Below are 13,376 nucleotides of genomic sequence, written 5' to 3' on the forward strand. Positions count from 1 at the left end.
GCGTCAGTGCTTAATAAACCTTGAACCAGCGTTTTCCCACTTGGCTATTACTTGCTTAATTCATTGGCTATATATTTAATGGCAATCGATATATATGGGGGTAGAAAAATAATACTTGAGACTTAGATTTTTATACCCAGTTATACCCTATATGCGTGTCATCAATCTACAGGAGGGTTATTAGGATTGGTGAGAAGAGTATTGGAATCACACTACCTAAGCGGTGGCTTGATGTACTTAGCGTTGGTGTTGGTGACGTTGTTGAGATAAGCCTTGTGGGTAAGGTAATCGTTGTTAAGCCAATCACGCAGGTCGGTGGTGAAACTAATGAGGTCAGCATATCGCTTGGCGGCTCGATTGATGAGACGACTAGGGTAATCATTGCCAGCTATATAGAGGGTTATGACAATGTTGAGGTTATTGGGCAGAAAGACGTTATTAGGAAGGCATTCTCAAGCGTGGAGAAGAAGCTTCCTGGCTCGCTCATGCTTGAGGGTGATGGTAGCGTATTAATTAAGGTAGCGACTAGCGAGACTAACGTTGATCTTAACGAGGTGATTAATAGCATGGCTAATATCCTGAACTCCATGTTTAGTAAGTTCATTGATTACCTGGAATCAAATAAGGAGGATTTGCTAAGGGAGGTTCTTGAACTCGATGATCAAATGGATAAGCTGTACTTCCTCGCATTAAGGACAATAAAGAAGCTATCCTTCAGGGACCCGAAGAGAGCCATTGATGACACGATAGTTGTTAAGAACCTGGAACATGCGGCCGACGCCTTGGATAGGCTATCCAACGCCTTCATGAGGGTACAAGCAACTCAATGTAGGCGTGAGATTAGTGAGAAGCTTAAGGATGTGTGGACTTACATAATGAGGGCTGTGTACTCGTACTTAGACAATAACATTAACAACGCATTGAAGGTATTACTTGATAGGGAGCGAATGCTCAATAACATGCTTGAACTAGCCAACATGGGGGGGTGCACAGGGCTAAGTGGTTTATTAACGGCCTCGATACATGAGGGTCAGTTAATAGTTGCATTGGCGGCAGACATAGCTGAGGCAGCCTTTAGTAGGCATGTTAGGAGTATTGCGAAGCCTACGAGGATCATTACGGGTGAGGAGTTAAATAGTGAGGAGTGAGACTTATAGGGCTTTTATGATGAGCACGTCGGTAGCTGATTAATGAGGATGGTCAGAGGTGCTGATATACGTAGGCTTCGAGATCTTGAACTACTCATCCAGGGTATACCGGGTTATAAATCACCGAAGATACACCTTGAGCAGTACATAACCGATGCAAACATAGTTGCTGTGGCTGTGTGGGATGCTTACATGAGGAATTACTTAACGGGCGCCCGAGTGCTCGATCTTGGTTGTGGCACCGGTAGATTTGCGATAGCCGCGGCACTAATGGGCGCCAGGCAGGTAATATGCATTGATATAGATCCTGAGGCCCTAAGTATAGCCGTGGAATCGGCAGCCATGTACAAATTAGATAATGTTGATTTTATCGTGAGTGATGCTAGGAATATAAGCGTCACGGGCAGGTTCAACGTAACCTTTCAAAACCCACCCTTCGGAATACAGTCAGAGAGGGGTCTCGACATTAAGTTCCTAGCCACAGCAATAAGCCATAGCAACGTAGTATATACAATACATAAACTAAGCACCCTAGACTACGTAAGCAGCAAGGTCAACTCCTGGGGATGCATAATGAACCTGCTAGACAAGGTAACAATAACAATACCACTGACATACAAACACCACAGAAGAAGAATCTATAAAACCGAGGCATTCCTCGCACGAATAGAATGCCCAGGAAAATGACCAAAAAGTTAATTTCATCATAGATAGCTTACTTTATTTCATCTTAGCAATGATAATTTTAGTAATTGTTTAAATCCACCAGGTATCCCAAATTCTTGGTTAATCAATCGTCTAAGTACTTCATTCAATATTCCAACAACTTCATTCTAATATTCTCATCAGTTACACGTTCTCTCAGCAAACACTTCTTACCTCGCCTACACTTACCCCAATATATCTCAATTAACTCTGAAACTCTAGCCATGTATTATCAATATTCATTTTATTATTTAACTAATAAATTGCTCTTGAAGCTCGAATAGAAAGCATCAAATAAACCAGGTGCTATGTAGAATAGATAAATCATCAACAAATAAAAGCTTAAAAATCAATAAGATATGCTATTCCTGCGGGGGGGGTGCCCGAGCCAGGTCAAAGGGGGGGACGGGTTCAGGACGTGCGTACTGCACGTGAGAATCCCGTTGGCGAAGGCCTGCGTGGGTTCAAATCCCACCCCCCCCGCACCACGTGCATTACGTTTTAAATGGAGTATTTCTTAAGTAGGTTAGTTTGGTATTTTGGATTTGAATGACGCTAGTGAAGGTTTACTTATTACCGATGGGCTCCACCTTTACAGTGATCATTTAAGGATTAGTCTCTTTTTGAGAAACTGAGCCCTAATGAACAATCCCGTCGCTGAATTAACCATTGCATAGCCTGATTACATGCCTATTCTTAGCTATTTCGTCCTTTTCAATCATAATCATGGTATAATTAATATCATTACCATTATAATTCCCCACAATCCTCACATTCATGGTATTACTGGCGTTATCTATCTCGTAGTTTTTATTATGGCTTATGGCAATCAATTGCTGAATCATTATCATAATTATCACTAGTAATGATACGATAATTAATACAGTAATTATTCTGGAGTTCATAGCCCTATTTAAATTGCTCACCGCACCTACTTAAATAACCAACGTATCATGGCAGTAAGCCTGTGGTTACCTAGTAAGGCTTATTTACCATTATGCTTTTCAGAATAATAGTTCCCCCCCGCGCCGATAAGACCCGCGAAACCGCGGGCCCGTGAGTCGGTATCCGTCGGGTCATGGAGTCCCTCAGCACGATTATCTTCGGCATTTCTCATGAGTTACATTTACTATTATCTTCATGGCTTCCTCAAAGTCCTCACTACCTACAGATCCTAAACCAACCCTAATACCATCATCTCTACCGAAGTAGTATCCAGGTACTGTTAGGACATTCCTACTCAGTAGTTCGTTTGCGATGGACATTCCCGTAACCTCTCCACACCTGATTCTCATGTATAATATCGGCATGTGCTCTACGTAACTAATGTCTACGTAATCCCGAATATCGCCAATAATCCTCCTCATGGTATCAACATTCGGCATTATAATGCTCAGATTCCTCTCCCTAACCCAGTTCCTATTTCGTATGAGTATTGACGCATACCTCAGGTTTAGGTCGATAACGAGTGGACTAACCAAGTCAATTATCCCATTAACCTCCCTTATCACCCTATCATCACCGATTACCCAGCCAACCTTAAGCTCACTCATTGTGTAGAACTTCGACGTGCTGAAGGTGAAGATCACGTTCTCCGTGGGTAAATCCCTGAGGTTACTTTCCACGAATTCCAGGAATATCGAATCAACAACCGCATAGGCGCCCTTCCTCCTTAACTCATCGCTTAATTCCCAAAGTAATTTCTTGCTAAGGAAGATGCCAAGTGGGTTATTCGGATTTGAGAAGAAGAGTGCGGAGCCTTTCTCGATGTGGTTAATTAACTCGGATAGTGATTCATTTATGCTTAACTCAACCTGGCTTAGTCGCAGAAATCTTGGTAACACCCTTATTGGTTCGTACTCAGGCACTACGGTAATTACACGTTCAATAAGCCCTAAATCCCTTAACGCCGCTAAAGCCGCGAAGTTGCCCTCCTGCGTACCATGCGTGATCGCCAGGTTCTTCCTATCAACACCGTAAACATTCATTAAATCCTCAATGAAATCACCGGCCTCACCAAGCTTTACCACGTCATCTAGCCGTATTGGCTTAACACCACTACTTGATACATCATACCTAGCCCTATGAGTTCTTAACCACATGAAGTGGCCAATCTCCACGAGTAGGAGGGCGACACTTCCTTATTAATAAGTACTACGTAGGTAATCCCTAAAATACCATGGCATTAATGATTAAACAATGGCATATGAAAAGAGGTTTATCCTAGTCATCGATCAGGGAACTACCGGCACGAGGGCGGCGTTGATCTCACGAGATGGCTCAATAATAGGCTATTCATATCATGAGCACACGCAGATTTACCCTAAACCAGCATGGGTTGAGCATAACCCACTGGAGATTTGGGAGAAGACGAAGCTCGTGATTAAGGAGGTCCTCGAATTCACGAGGATTGACCCCAGGGAAATAGCGGCAATTGGGGGGGTCACCAATCAGCGTGAGACCACGGTTATTTGGGATCCGAGAAATGGCCAGCCTGTTTACAATGCCATTGTTTGGCAGGATAGGAGACTTCGCCAATGGTTGATTACCTCAAACAAAATTACTTAAGTACTATTCAGGAGAAGACGGGTCTTATTCCTGATGCTTATTTCTCGGGGACTAAGATTTGGTGGTTACTTGATAATGTACCTGGGCTTAGGGATAAGGCTAGAAGGGGGGGTGAGGTTATCTTTGGTACGATAGATACTTGGATAATTTGGAACCTGACCAGGGGCAATAAGGATGTATTAACGCCGGAGAGGGGTGGTGCTCACGTTACAGATTATAGTAATGCGTCTAGAACTATGATCTTTAATATACATAAGCTTGATTGGGATGATGAATTGCTCGATATTGAGGGCAAAATACCTAGGGATATACTGCCATTACCAAGGCCATCAAGTGATAAGAGGATATACGGTTATACGGGCCCAGAGGTTTCTCAATTATTAGGCGGTGTAAGCATACCTGTTTGTGGCGATGCTGGCGATCAGCAAGCAGCTCTATTTGGCCAAGTTGGTTTTGATGTTGGTGAGGTTAAGTCAACATACGGCACTGGCAACTTCATATTAATGAACATCGGTGATTCATCGATAAGATCAAAGGCAAATCTTCTAACAACTGTTTACTACGCCACAGAGGAGAAGAAGGCTAGGTATGCACTTGAGGGAAGCATATTTATAACGGGTGCTGCTGTGCAATGGTTTAGAGATGGTTTGAAAGCTATAGAGGTGTCTGATGAGATTGAGCCACTAGCTGCGTCGGCGCCTGACACTGGTGGTGTATACTTTGTACCGGCATTCGTAGGTTTAGGAGCACCATACTGGGATCAATACGCTAGAGGTCTCATAATAGGTATAACTCGTGGTACTGAAAGAAAGCATATAGCGAGGGCCATACTTGAATCAATAGCCTATCTCACACGTGATGTTTTAGAAGCCATGATGGCAGATACCAATATTAGGATTCCCAGGATTAAGGTTGATGGTGGGGCTGCTAAGGATAATTTCCTAATGCAATTCCAAGCAGATATAACGGGTATTGAGGTTTGGAGGCCTATCGTATTTGAGACAACGTCATTAGGTGCCGGTTACTTAGCTGGGTTAGCGGTTGGTTTTTGGAGGAGTCTCGATGAAATTAAGCAGAATTGGAAATTGGACAGGGTATTTAAGCCCAAAATGGATCCGGAGACAAGAGAAAGGCTCTATAAGGGTTGGAAGGCAGCCGTACAAAGGGCCTTAGGTTGGGCTAAGGAAGTACCATGGGCTTATGGGCTGTGATTTTGGGAATAAGTTTAATTTAATGATTTAATAATTAGTTAAAGAATGGTCCTCGTATATGGACATAGGGGTGCCATGGGTTATGCCCCCCCTGAGAATACGTTGCCATCATTTAGGATGGCCATTGACATGGGTGTTGATGGTGTTGAGCTTGATGTTCACATGACTAGGGATGGTGAGGTTGTGGTTATTCATGATTTCACGGTTGATAGGACGACAAATGGTAGGGGTTTTATTAAGGACCTGACTCTAGCTGAGATTAAGAAGCTTGATGCCAGTGCCAGGTTTGGTGGTAAGTGGCGTGACGTTAGAGTGCCAACGCTTGAGGAGGTGTTTAGGGAGTTTGGTAGGAGGGTTAAGTATAAGGTTGAGATTAAGCGTGGTAGTGATTATTATCCCGGCATTGAGAGAAAGGTTGTTGAGTTGATTAGGAGGTATGGCGTGGATGCCCAGGTAATCTCCTTTGACTTTGATGCCCTGAGTAATGTTAGGGCTATTGATAAGGACATAGAGATTGGCATAATATTTATTGGCAGGATTACCTGGTTCATTGACATTGCCAGGAAGTTGAATGCGCAATGGCTTCACGCATCTCACGATTTAATCGATGAGAGAGGTATTGAAATGGCTCATAGGCTTGGTTTAAGGGTTGGTGCTTGGACTGTGAATGATGAGGAGGAGGCGAGACATCTCGTTGATATGGGTATTGACGATATTACTAGTAATTACCCAGACAGGATTTTACGGATCGTTAAAACCGGTAAGGTGATTTGATAATGGAGTTTGACGTAGCCGTAATTGGCGGTGGGGTCAATGGAGTATTCACGGCATTGGACCTAGCCTTAGGGGATTGAAGGTAATACTCCTTGAAAGAGGGGTCATTGGCGGTGGTACATCGGGTAAAATGCATGGTCTACTACATAGCGGTGCTAGGTACGTGGTTACGGATCCAAAGGCAGCTGTTGAGTGTGCAGAGGAGAATAAGATCATTGCGAGGATAGCCCCCCCTCACGTGGTTGATGATACCGGCGGTTATTTTGTGGCTATTACTAAGGATGACCTTGAATTCCAGGAGGAATTCATTAGTGGCTTAAGGAGGGCTAACATTGATTATAGAATTGTTGATGTCAATGAGGCTATTAGGGAGGAGCCTAACCTGAACCCTGAAGTTAAGGCTGTTATTGAGGTTCCCGATAAGGTCGTGTATGCAAGGGAATTACTAATGAGCGCGGCTATTTCGGCGTACATCGAGGGTACATTAATAATTCAGGGTGCGGAGGTCGTGGGCTTCGATCTCAATGGTAATGAGATAACAAATGCGAGGATTAAGGATAATATTAAGGGTGATGTTAAGCGTGTTAATGCGAGGGTCTTCGTTAATGCGGCTGGTCCCTGGGCTGGGCGTGTTGCTGGTATGGCTGGTATAAGCGTTGATGTCATGCCTACGATGGGCGTTATGGTGGTTTATAGGCGTAGATTGACGAGGAGGGTTATCAATAGGATGAGACCACCATCAGATGGTGATATACTCGTGCCCTATGGCTCGGTATCGATCATGGGGGACCACAGCGGTCATCATTGAGGACCCGGATAATATAACGATAACTAAGGACGACATTGAGTTTCTAACGTCAGAGGGCTCTCAAATGGTCCCTGCACTGGCTAGGGAATCCATTGTTAGGGCTTACGCATCGGTTAGGCCGTTAATAAGCATGCCAGGGGGGGCCACGGGTAGAGAGGCGACTAGGGACTTCATGGTAGTAAGTCATGAGAGGCCAAGGAACTTGGTGTCGGTCATTGGTGGTAAGTTCACGACAGGAAGATTAGTCGGTGAGAGATTGGCTGATGAGGTTTCAAAGATGCTGGGTGTAAATAGGGTATCGAGGACTAAGGATTACACGTTATTTGGGGGGGCCGATCTCAATATTAACATTAAGGATTTGGACCAGGATATAGTCTCGATTATTAAGTCGTTTAAGGGAAGTATTGATGAGGAGAGGGGTTTAATCGCATCGCTATCGTTAATACTCCAAGGTATCACCCGTAGGAGTAGGTCATTAATTGGGTGGTCTTAGTGGCAAGTGAATTGCATTATAGTGCTCATTTACAATAAGTAAGTCGCCTAATGAGGTCCTTAGCTTCATAACTGATTTACCTAGGGCTATAACCTGCATATCAAACATCATTAATTACGAGGTGCTTAGTAAGGATAGGGTTAGGGCCAGGTTTAGGGTTGATTTGGGTAATGAAGTCCCCCCCATTGCTGAGTTAAGGAGAATAACCACAGATGCAATTATTGAATTAATTAATCAATCGGGGGGGAATGAGGTTGGGTACAGGGTTGATGGCAGGGCCGCGGGTAGCGCAATAAGCGTCTCGTTGACTATAAAGGTTAATGATTTGGGTAATGGTTCTCAGGTTTACTGGGACGCCACGGCAAGTCTAGGTAGGCTACTTCAGATGATGAGTAGGTTTGTTAACATAGACTCACTGGTTAAGAGGATTTCCGAGGATACTATTCACGGATTTATAGAATGCCTATTAAAGTAAGTAGTTTATGTATCTCGTAAACTTAAAAGTAGATAATAGGAACTTAACTCATGACTCAGAGGGTTGAGGATAGGATTTCATTGAGTACGGGCGTTAATGCGTATTACAGGTGTTGGTTGGCTGATAAGCCGTTGGGTCTTGTAATTGGGGGGGTTCATGGCTTCGCAGAACACAGCGGTAGGTATGGTGATTTCGGTAATTACCTATCGAGTAACGGATACTCTCTATGCATGCAGGACCTGAGGGGGGGTCATGGATTGACGGCGAGCCCTAGGGATCTTGGTTACGTGGATAGCTTCGATCTATTCCTAAATGACCTTGAGGAATTCATAGAACTAATGCTTAAGAGGACGGGCTTCAACTCGGCATTTCTATTTGGCCACTCAATGGGTGGCTTAATAGTGCTTCATTACCTGGGAAGGATTGGTAAGGGAATCCACGCCGCAGTGACGAGCGGCGCAGCTGCGATAGTCAATGTTAGCGCAGGTTCCTGGTTCATGCTATCACTACTTAATACATTATCACCAAGGTATAGATTAAACTTACCGATAAATCCTGAGCTCCTTACTCACGATAAGAAGGTAGTGGAGGAGTACGTAAATGACCCACTCGTCTTTAAGAAGCCAACGGTCAGGATACTATACGAGCTCGTTAAGGCATCGAGGAGTGTTTGGAAGTATGTTGATAACATATCGGTACCCATAATGATGATGCATGGTGGCGAGGATAAGGTGGTACCACTAAGGGCCACCCAGGAGGTATTCAGTAAATTAAGGATTAATGATAAGGTGATGAGGATCTACGATGGTATGTACCACGAAATACTAAATGAATTGAACAGGGAGGTTGTTTACAAGGATGTGCTAAACTGGTTGAAAGCCCATACTTAACTCACCGCAGCTTTTATACGCGTCTAATACGGCCTTTAAATCACGTAGTGCAATCTCAGGTGGCATTGGGACATCGGTATTATTAAGCACTGATTGAATGAAGAGCTCAATTTCCCTCTCAACAGTATTAACCTTCTCAATAACTACCTCATCCTGCTTACCGTCAATGCTCATTAATAAATCACCGTACGGCTTACCAGGAACTCGACTACCTGGGTCCTCCGTTATGAAGCCGTGCTCGCCGTAAATCTCAAAGGCCGGTGCCCTATCACCACCTGGTGACGACCAGGAATAAAGCAGGACACCCACAGCGCCACTCCTGAACCTAAATATTGATGCACTAATATCCTCACCCTCAAGTCCAGCAAAGCCGTGCGCACATACCGATTTAACCTCCGTATAATCACCACCAAGGTTTAACAAAGTATCAACATAGTGAATACCACCATCGATAAGCGCACCACCACCCATTAACTCCCTAATCCTCCTCCAACCACCTGGCGAGTTATACTGAAGCTTCCTAACTATTATCATTGAGACCCTGCCCAATTGCCTCATTAGCTCCCTGGCCTTCCATACCGATGGATCAAAGTAGTGATTCTCAAGTACCATGAACTTCTTACCATTTGACTTGGCAACGTTTATTACGTTCATGGCCTCCTCCACAGTCCTTGCTATTGGCTTCTCAAGCATCACGTGTTTACCAGCCTCGAGAGCCGCTATGCTCATGGGCATGTGAGCATCGTGGCTAACCACAAGGTCTACTATATCCACGTCAGACCTAAGTACATCACTATACCTCGTGAAGTAGCCATTAGCGCTATACTTTCTATAACAGTCCCTTGCGTACTCCTCAGTCCTACTAAACACGTAAACTTCCAGCCCATACTTATCACGAAGTTTTGATAGCGCATTTAAGTGAACCTGACCAAATCCTCTACACCCAACAACCGCAATTTTAAGTGGCATTCGCTACAACGTTAATGCCATCTTATTTAAGGGATTTCTTGGCAAACACTTTCCTCGGATCAACCCTGTGAAATACCCTGCCAGCCCCCCCATGGAGTGGTATGTTTGTCTTGCTGAAGTCTATGCTCCACTCATCGGCAATCCCAGGTTTCACCTTAACCTTTAACACCTCAAAGACAAAGAGCGTACTTTCACCAACATCTAGCCTATTCATAACCCTCACCTCATACACGGCAATTGCATCCCTCCAGGTCGGTGCCTTAACAATATCACTCGGTATTAGCTGTACCTTAAATTCCCTTATCTTATCCACGTCCCTACCTGAGACGGAACCAAGTTGATAAATTAAGTCGACATGCTCAATGCTCGGCACATTAATCGTGGCCTCAGGGTGGTAATTAAGGCATTGATACGTGAATGTCTCCCTATAAACAGCCACACCAATCGTTGGTGGCTCCTCTGATATTGGTAAATTCCAGCTGGCGGGCATTATATTCACCCTATCACCTGGACATAACGTAACCAGTAGGATTGTTGGTCTTGGATGTAGAAGCCTGTAGAATACGCCATTGTATTCTATGAATGACACGCATAGAGAGTCCACGGTACTTAAAAACCTAGTTCCTCGTTCTCTAGCAATATTACTTACATATTTTCTATACATTATCAATTATTGTAAGTATATGATAATTTTATTTCGTAGAGCCAAGTGATAGTTGATGTATGATTACGTAATTAACTGCGGAAGAATCAATGAGGACTCACTGGTCGGCTCATCGATTAAGGAGGTCATTAATTGGGCAGTGAGTAAGGTCATGGGTAATGAGAGGGCATTGGTCATAATGGGTGAGTCAGGTAGTGGTAAAACCACGGCATTGCTAGCAATAATGAATAGGTTGAGGAGGTTGAGAATACCTGTGGCCTACGTAAATACGTATAATGAGCTTGGACTTAGGTCTGTAAAATTCGTTGATTGCCATAATGACCCAGGTGCAAGAGTCCTTCTAATTGACGACATCGACGCCGTATTCACAGTGCCTAGAATGGCTCAGGGCTTTATTAATAAGGTTCTTGAATTTAATGGTACGGTAATTACCACATTAACGATACCACTACTTGTGGGTAATGACCTGGAGATACTCGAACCATTAATAAAGTTCCTGCACTCTGCGCAGAGGGTGTTTATTGAGTATCGTGATGAGGACTTAAGGGTCTTTGCCCAGAGAATTGGTATTAACTATGTGAGACCTGCTATGAAAACGCCGGGCATGGTGCTAAGGAACTTCAGGAAAATGGGTAATAGCGAATCGACAATTAATAACGTGCTTAATGATAACGACGTAGTACTATAGGATTCCGCGGAACTCATCCCTAGTTCTCTCAATGAGTAATTCCGAGCAATCAAGTATGTTTGTGCTACCCAGGTCTATTAGGTTTATGCCAATACCATTTATCTTGAAGATCTCAGGGTCAATCCAAGTTATTTTAAGGAGGTTAGGATTAATACTGCCTTGGATTGTTGATGCTGTGAGTGCGTGCTCGCCATTTATCGAATACTCAATAATACTATCCCTCTCATCAAACTTAACGTCAAAATACTCACTGAGGGTGTTAAGATCCTCCCTCAATACATAGGCTTTGATGTATGTATCACTCAACTTATTATTGCTTATCAAATACTCAGCAGCGTCAGCGTTTGTTGGGACCCTATTCAAGCCCTTAGTTAGTAGATATATGTACGTGTCAGCGAGAGTGTCTAACCCAAATGTGTCGGGTTTAATACAAAGTATATTGGCAGCGCTATCAGGCTCTCCACCACTATGTTCGTTGGGTTTTCAAACACTTTCTCGAGGGGGGGCATTAACGATTCGCTATCAATACTCCTTACCCTAACATCAATACCGTACTTTCTCATTAATGATTTATCGAGATAAGCCACCCTCTCACCCTCACGTATTGACTTATCCTTACACGTCACTGAGAGTACGCCTTCATTTGTGCTTATTGATATGCAATCATTGAATTCTGCGTATTTAATATTATCAATTGACCAATTATTTATCTTCGCTAAGTCAGCGAGTAGGGCTACGGAATCCTCCGCAACTATGTAATCAATGTTCTTACCATCAACCCTATAATCATAGGCATTGTATGGGTATAGGTTGATTATGTCCTCGGTGCTCAGCGACATTATTGAGCCCTCCTTAATCGCCTTAACTATGAAGGCTTCCTTAACCATGTCCCCCCCAATTATCCTCTTGATCCTTACTAGGATCTCAAGCGCATTCATTTAATTAATGATTGAAATTAAAATTTAAAAACTTATCAACTGATTTTAGCCATCACTACGTCAATGCCCAAATCCCTGAACCCAAGTATAACTTATTTAAGTTAATAAATTAATTATGCATACGTGGACATCACAACGATTAAGGAATTCCTCAGGGAGAACATCGACAAGCTATACAGCGAGTTTAGCGCCTATGAGCCACTCCTTAGGATTACGGCTAATAAAGCCGTAATAATTGGGGACTTGCATGGAGATGTTGATACATTATTACGAATAATGAATAAGTTCCCGCCGGATAATTGGACGTACATAATGCTTGGGGATTACGTGGATAGGGGTGAGCATCAAATAGAGACGTTGTACCTCACATTAAGGCTATTTCTCGAGCATAAGGCCGTGGTACTAAGGGTAATCATGAATCACCATTAACTAATTACGAATATGGATTCTACATGGAATTGCTGAGGAAATTTGGGCCTTACGATGGTGACTCCATCTATGATAGGTTAAAGGACGTATTTTCTCAAATGCCCATATCAGCAACCCTGAATGATAAGTACTTCCTAGTCCACGGCGGTTTACCCATAAATAATATTAGCATTGATAATATAGCCAAACTCCCAAAGCCCGATGAGATACCTAACAATGAAACAACGTTTCAATTACTATGGAATGACCCATCAGACGATATTAAGTATTACGAGCCAAACATCCTTAGAGGGCCGGGCACTTACGTTTTTGGACCTGCATTAACGGAGAATTTCCTCAGCAATAGTGGGTTGAAGATGATTATTCGAGGGCATGAATATACGCCACAGGGTTATAAGTGGAACCATGGAGGTAAGGTGCTCACGGTATTTTCATCTAAAGCTGGTCCATATAGTGGTACGAAACCTCACGTGGCGGTTCTTGATAATGATTCATTAAATATTGTTGATGTTTCATAGTTATGCCGTGCATTGGTTAATGATTAATTGCTCAGTCTGGGGGGGCTTGGCTCAGTCATTGGTCCTAATCAGAGGTGGTCATCACACGCATTAATTGG

The 13,376-nt window shown here is 43.4% G+C and carries 14 protein-coding genes, 1 tRNA gene and 2 pseudogenes; 11 read left to right on the forward strand and 6 right to left on the reverse strand.

The window, feature by feature from the left end:
• Positions 1 to 155 precede the first annotated feature (155 nt).
• The 3 genes from JCM11217_RS10060 to JCM11217_RS10070 all read left to right on the forward strand — a co-directional run bounded on the left by JCM11217_RS10060 (position 156) and on the right by JCM11217_RS10070 (position 2,336).
• The gene (locus JCM11217_RS10060; RefSeq protein ID WP_054842840.1) at positions 156 to 1,148 is read left to right on the forward strand and encodes a phosphate uptake regulator PhoU; all 993 of its coding nucleotides are present in this window, start codon (positions 156 to 158) and stop codon (positions 1,146 to 1,148) included.
• 42 nt (positions 1,149 to 1,190) lie between these two features.
• Positions 1,191 to 1,835, forward strand: coding sequence for an METTL5 family protein (locus JCM11217_RS10065; protein ID WP_054842841.1), 645 nt, complete (start codon positions 1,191 to 1,193; stop codon positions 1,833 to 1,835).
• Positions 1,836 to 2,226: 391 nt separating this feature from the next.
• A tRNA-Leu gene (locus JCM11217_RS10070) sits at positions 2,227 to 2,336 on the forward strand.
• 179 nt (positions 2,337 to 2,515) lie between these two features.
• Here the strand turns inward: JCM11217_RS10070 and JCM11217_RS10075 are convergent.
• Both JCM11217_RS10075 and JCM11217_RS10080 read right to left on the reverse strand, forming a co-directional pair.
• A complete protein-coding gene (locus tag JCM11217_RS10075) occupies positions 2,516 to 2,779 on the reverse strand; it encodes a hypothetical protein (protein ID WP_054842842.1) in 264 nt (87 codons plus the stop codon).
• Positions 2,780 to 2,950: 171 nt separating this feature from the next.
• On the reverse strand, positions 2,951 to 3,973 hold the full coding sequence (locus tag JCM11217_RS10080; RefSeq protein ID WP_054842843.1) for an aminotransferase class I/II-fold pyridoxal phosphate-dependent enzyme: 1,023 nt from the start codon (positions 3,971 to 3,973) through the stop codon (positions 2,951 to 2,953).
• A gap of 79 nt (positions 3,974 to 4,052) precedes the next feature.
• On the opposite strand from JCM11217_RS10080, the pseudogene glpK reads away from it, so the two are divergent.
• The 6 genes and pseudogenes from glpK (at position 4,053) to JCM11217_RS10105 (ending at position 9,072) form a co-directional block, all read left to right on the forward strand.
• Positions 4,053 to 5,632: pseudogene (gene glpK, locus JCM11217_RS10085) on the forward strand (glycerol kinase GlpK).
• Positions 5,633 to 5,677: 45 nt separating this feature from the next.
• Positions 5,678 to 6,406, forward strand: coding sequence for a glycerophosphodiester phosphodiesterase (locus JCM11217_RS10090; protein ID WP_054842844.1), 729 nt, complete (start codon positions 5,678 to 5,680; stop codon positions 6,404 to 6,406).
• 76 nt (positions 6,407 to 6,482) lie between these two features.
• The gene (locus JCM11217_RS16110; protein ID WP_243679136.1) at positions 6,483 to 7,214 is read left to right on the forward strand and encodes an FAD-dependent oxidoreductase; all 732 of its coding nucleotides are present in this window, start codon (positions 6,483 to 6,485) and stop codon (positions 7,212 to 7,214) included.
• A complete protein-coding gene (locus JCM11217_RS16115) occupies positions 7,171 to 7,707 on the forward strand; it encodes a hypothetical protein (RefSeq protein WP_243679137.1) in 537 nt (178 codons plus the stop codon). The genes JCM11217_RS16110 and JCM11217_RS16115 overlap by 44 nt, the downstream gene beginning before the upstream one ends.
• Before the next feature lie 67 nt (positions 7,708 to 7,774).
• A complete protein-coding gene (locus JCM11217_RS10100) occupies positions 7,775 to 8,182 on the forward strand; it encodes an SRPBCC domain-containing protein (protein ID WP_243679179.1) in 408 nt (135 codons plus the stop codon).
• Positions 8,183 to 8,232: 50 nt separating this feature from the next.
• On the forward strand, positions 8,233 to 9,072 hold the full coding sequence (locus JCM11217_RS10105; protein ID WP_054842845.1) for an alpha/beta hydrolase: 840 nt from the start codon (positions 8,233 to 8,235) through the stop codon (positions 9,070 to 9,072).
• Here the strand turns inward: JCM11217_RS10105 and JCM11217_RS10110 are convergent.
• Entirely contained in the window at positions 9,046 to 10,041 is a 996-nt protein-coding gene (locus JCM11217_RS10110) for a Gfo/Idh/MocA family oxidoreductase (protein ID WP_054842846.1), read from the reverse strand. The genes JCM11217_RS10105 and JCM11217_RS10110 overlap by 27 nt on opposite strands.
• A 22-nt stretch (positions 10,042 to 10,063) precedes the next feature.
• Positions 10,064 to 10,705, reverse strand: coding sequence for a flavin reductase family protein (locus JCM11217_RS10115; RefSeq protein WP_243679138.1), 642 nt, complete (start codon positions 10,703 to 10,705; stop codon positions 10,064 to 10,066).
• 55 nt (positions 10,706 to 10,760) lie between these two features.
• On the opposite strand from JCM11217_RS10115, the gene JCM11217_RS10120 reads away from it, so the two are divergent.
• The gene (locus JCM11217_RS10120) at positions 10,761 to 11,393 is read left to right on the forward strand and encodes a hypothetical protein (RefSeq protein WP_054842848.1); all 633 of its coding nucleotides are present in this window, start codon (positions 10,761 to 10,763) and stop codon (positions 11,391 to 11,393) included.
• On the opposite strand, the gene JCM11217_RS16120 is transcribed toward JCM11217_RS10120, so the two are convergent.
• Together JCM11217_RS16120 and JCM11217_RS16125 are read right to left on the reverse strand one after the other, a co-directional pair.
• The gene (locus JCM11217_RS16120; protein ID WP_243679139.1) at positions 11,388 to 11,756 is read right to left on the reverse strand and encodes a hypothetical protein; all 369 of its coding nucleotides are present in this window, start codon (positions 11,754 to 11,756) and stop codon (positions 11,388 to 11,390) included. The two genes, JCM11217_RS10120 and JCM11217_RS16120, sit on opposite strands and share 6 nt — an antisense overlap.
• A gap of 41 nt (positions 11,757 to 11,797) precedes the next feature.
• On the reverse strand, positions 11,798 to 12,331 hold the full coding sequence (locus tag JCM11217_RS16125; RefSeq protein ID WP_243679140.1) for a hypothetical protein: 534 nt from the start codon (positions 12,329 to 12,331) through the stop codon (positions 11,798 to 11,800).
• 276 nt (positions 12,332 to 12,607) lie between these two features.
• Between JCM11217_RS16125 and JCM11217_RS10130 the strand changes: the two are divergent.
• Positions 12,608 to 13,278: pseudogene (locus JCM11217_RS10130) on the forward strand (metallophosphoesterase).
• Positions 13,279 to 13,376 lie beyond the last annotated feature (98 nt).

Source organism: Vulcanisaeta distributa JCM 11217, from assembly GCF_001316005.1.
Taxonomy (GTDB): Archaea; Thermoproteota; Thermoprotei; order Thermoproteales; family Thermocladiaceae; genus Vulcanisaeta; species Vulcanisaeta distributa_B.

Coding starts and splice junctions, on each gene's coding strand:
- JCM11217_RS10065 (WP_054842841.1), top strand. CDS start 1,191: ATGAGGATGGTCAGAGGTGCTGATATACGTAGGCTTCGAGATCTTGAA.
- JCM11217_RS10090 (WP_054842844.1), top strand. CDS start 5,678: ATGGTCCTCGTATATGGACATAGGGGTGCCATGGGTTATGCCCCCCCT.
- JCM11217_RS16115 (WP_243679137.1), top strand. CDS start 7,171: ATGGCTCGGTATCGATCATGGGGGACCACAGCGGTCATCATTGAGGAC.
- JCM11217_RS10105 (WP_054842845.1), top strand. CDS start 8,233: ATGACTCAGAGGGTTGAGGATAGGATTTCATTGAGTACGGGCGTTAAT.
- JCM11217_RS10110 (WP_054842846.1), bottom strand. CDS start 10,041: ATGCCACTTAAAATTGCGGTTGTTGGGTGTAGAGGATTTGGTCAGGTT.
- JCM11217_RS10115 (WP_243679138.1), bottom strand. CDS start 10,705: ATGTATAGAAAATATGTAAGTAATATTGCTAGAGAACGAGGAACTAGG.
- JCM11217_RS10120 (WP_054842848.1), top strand. CDS start 10,761: ATGTATGATTACGTAATTAACTGCGGAAGAATCAATGAGGACTCACTG.
- JCM11217_RS16125 (WP_243679140.1), bottom strand. CDS start 12,331: ATGAATGCGCTTGAGATCCTAGTAAGGATCAAGAGGATAATTGGGGGG.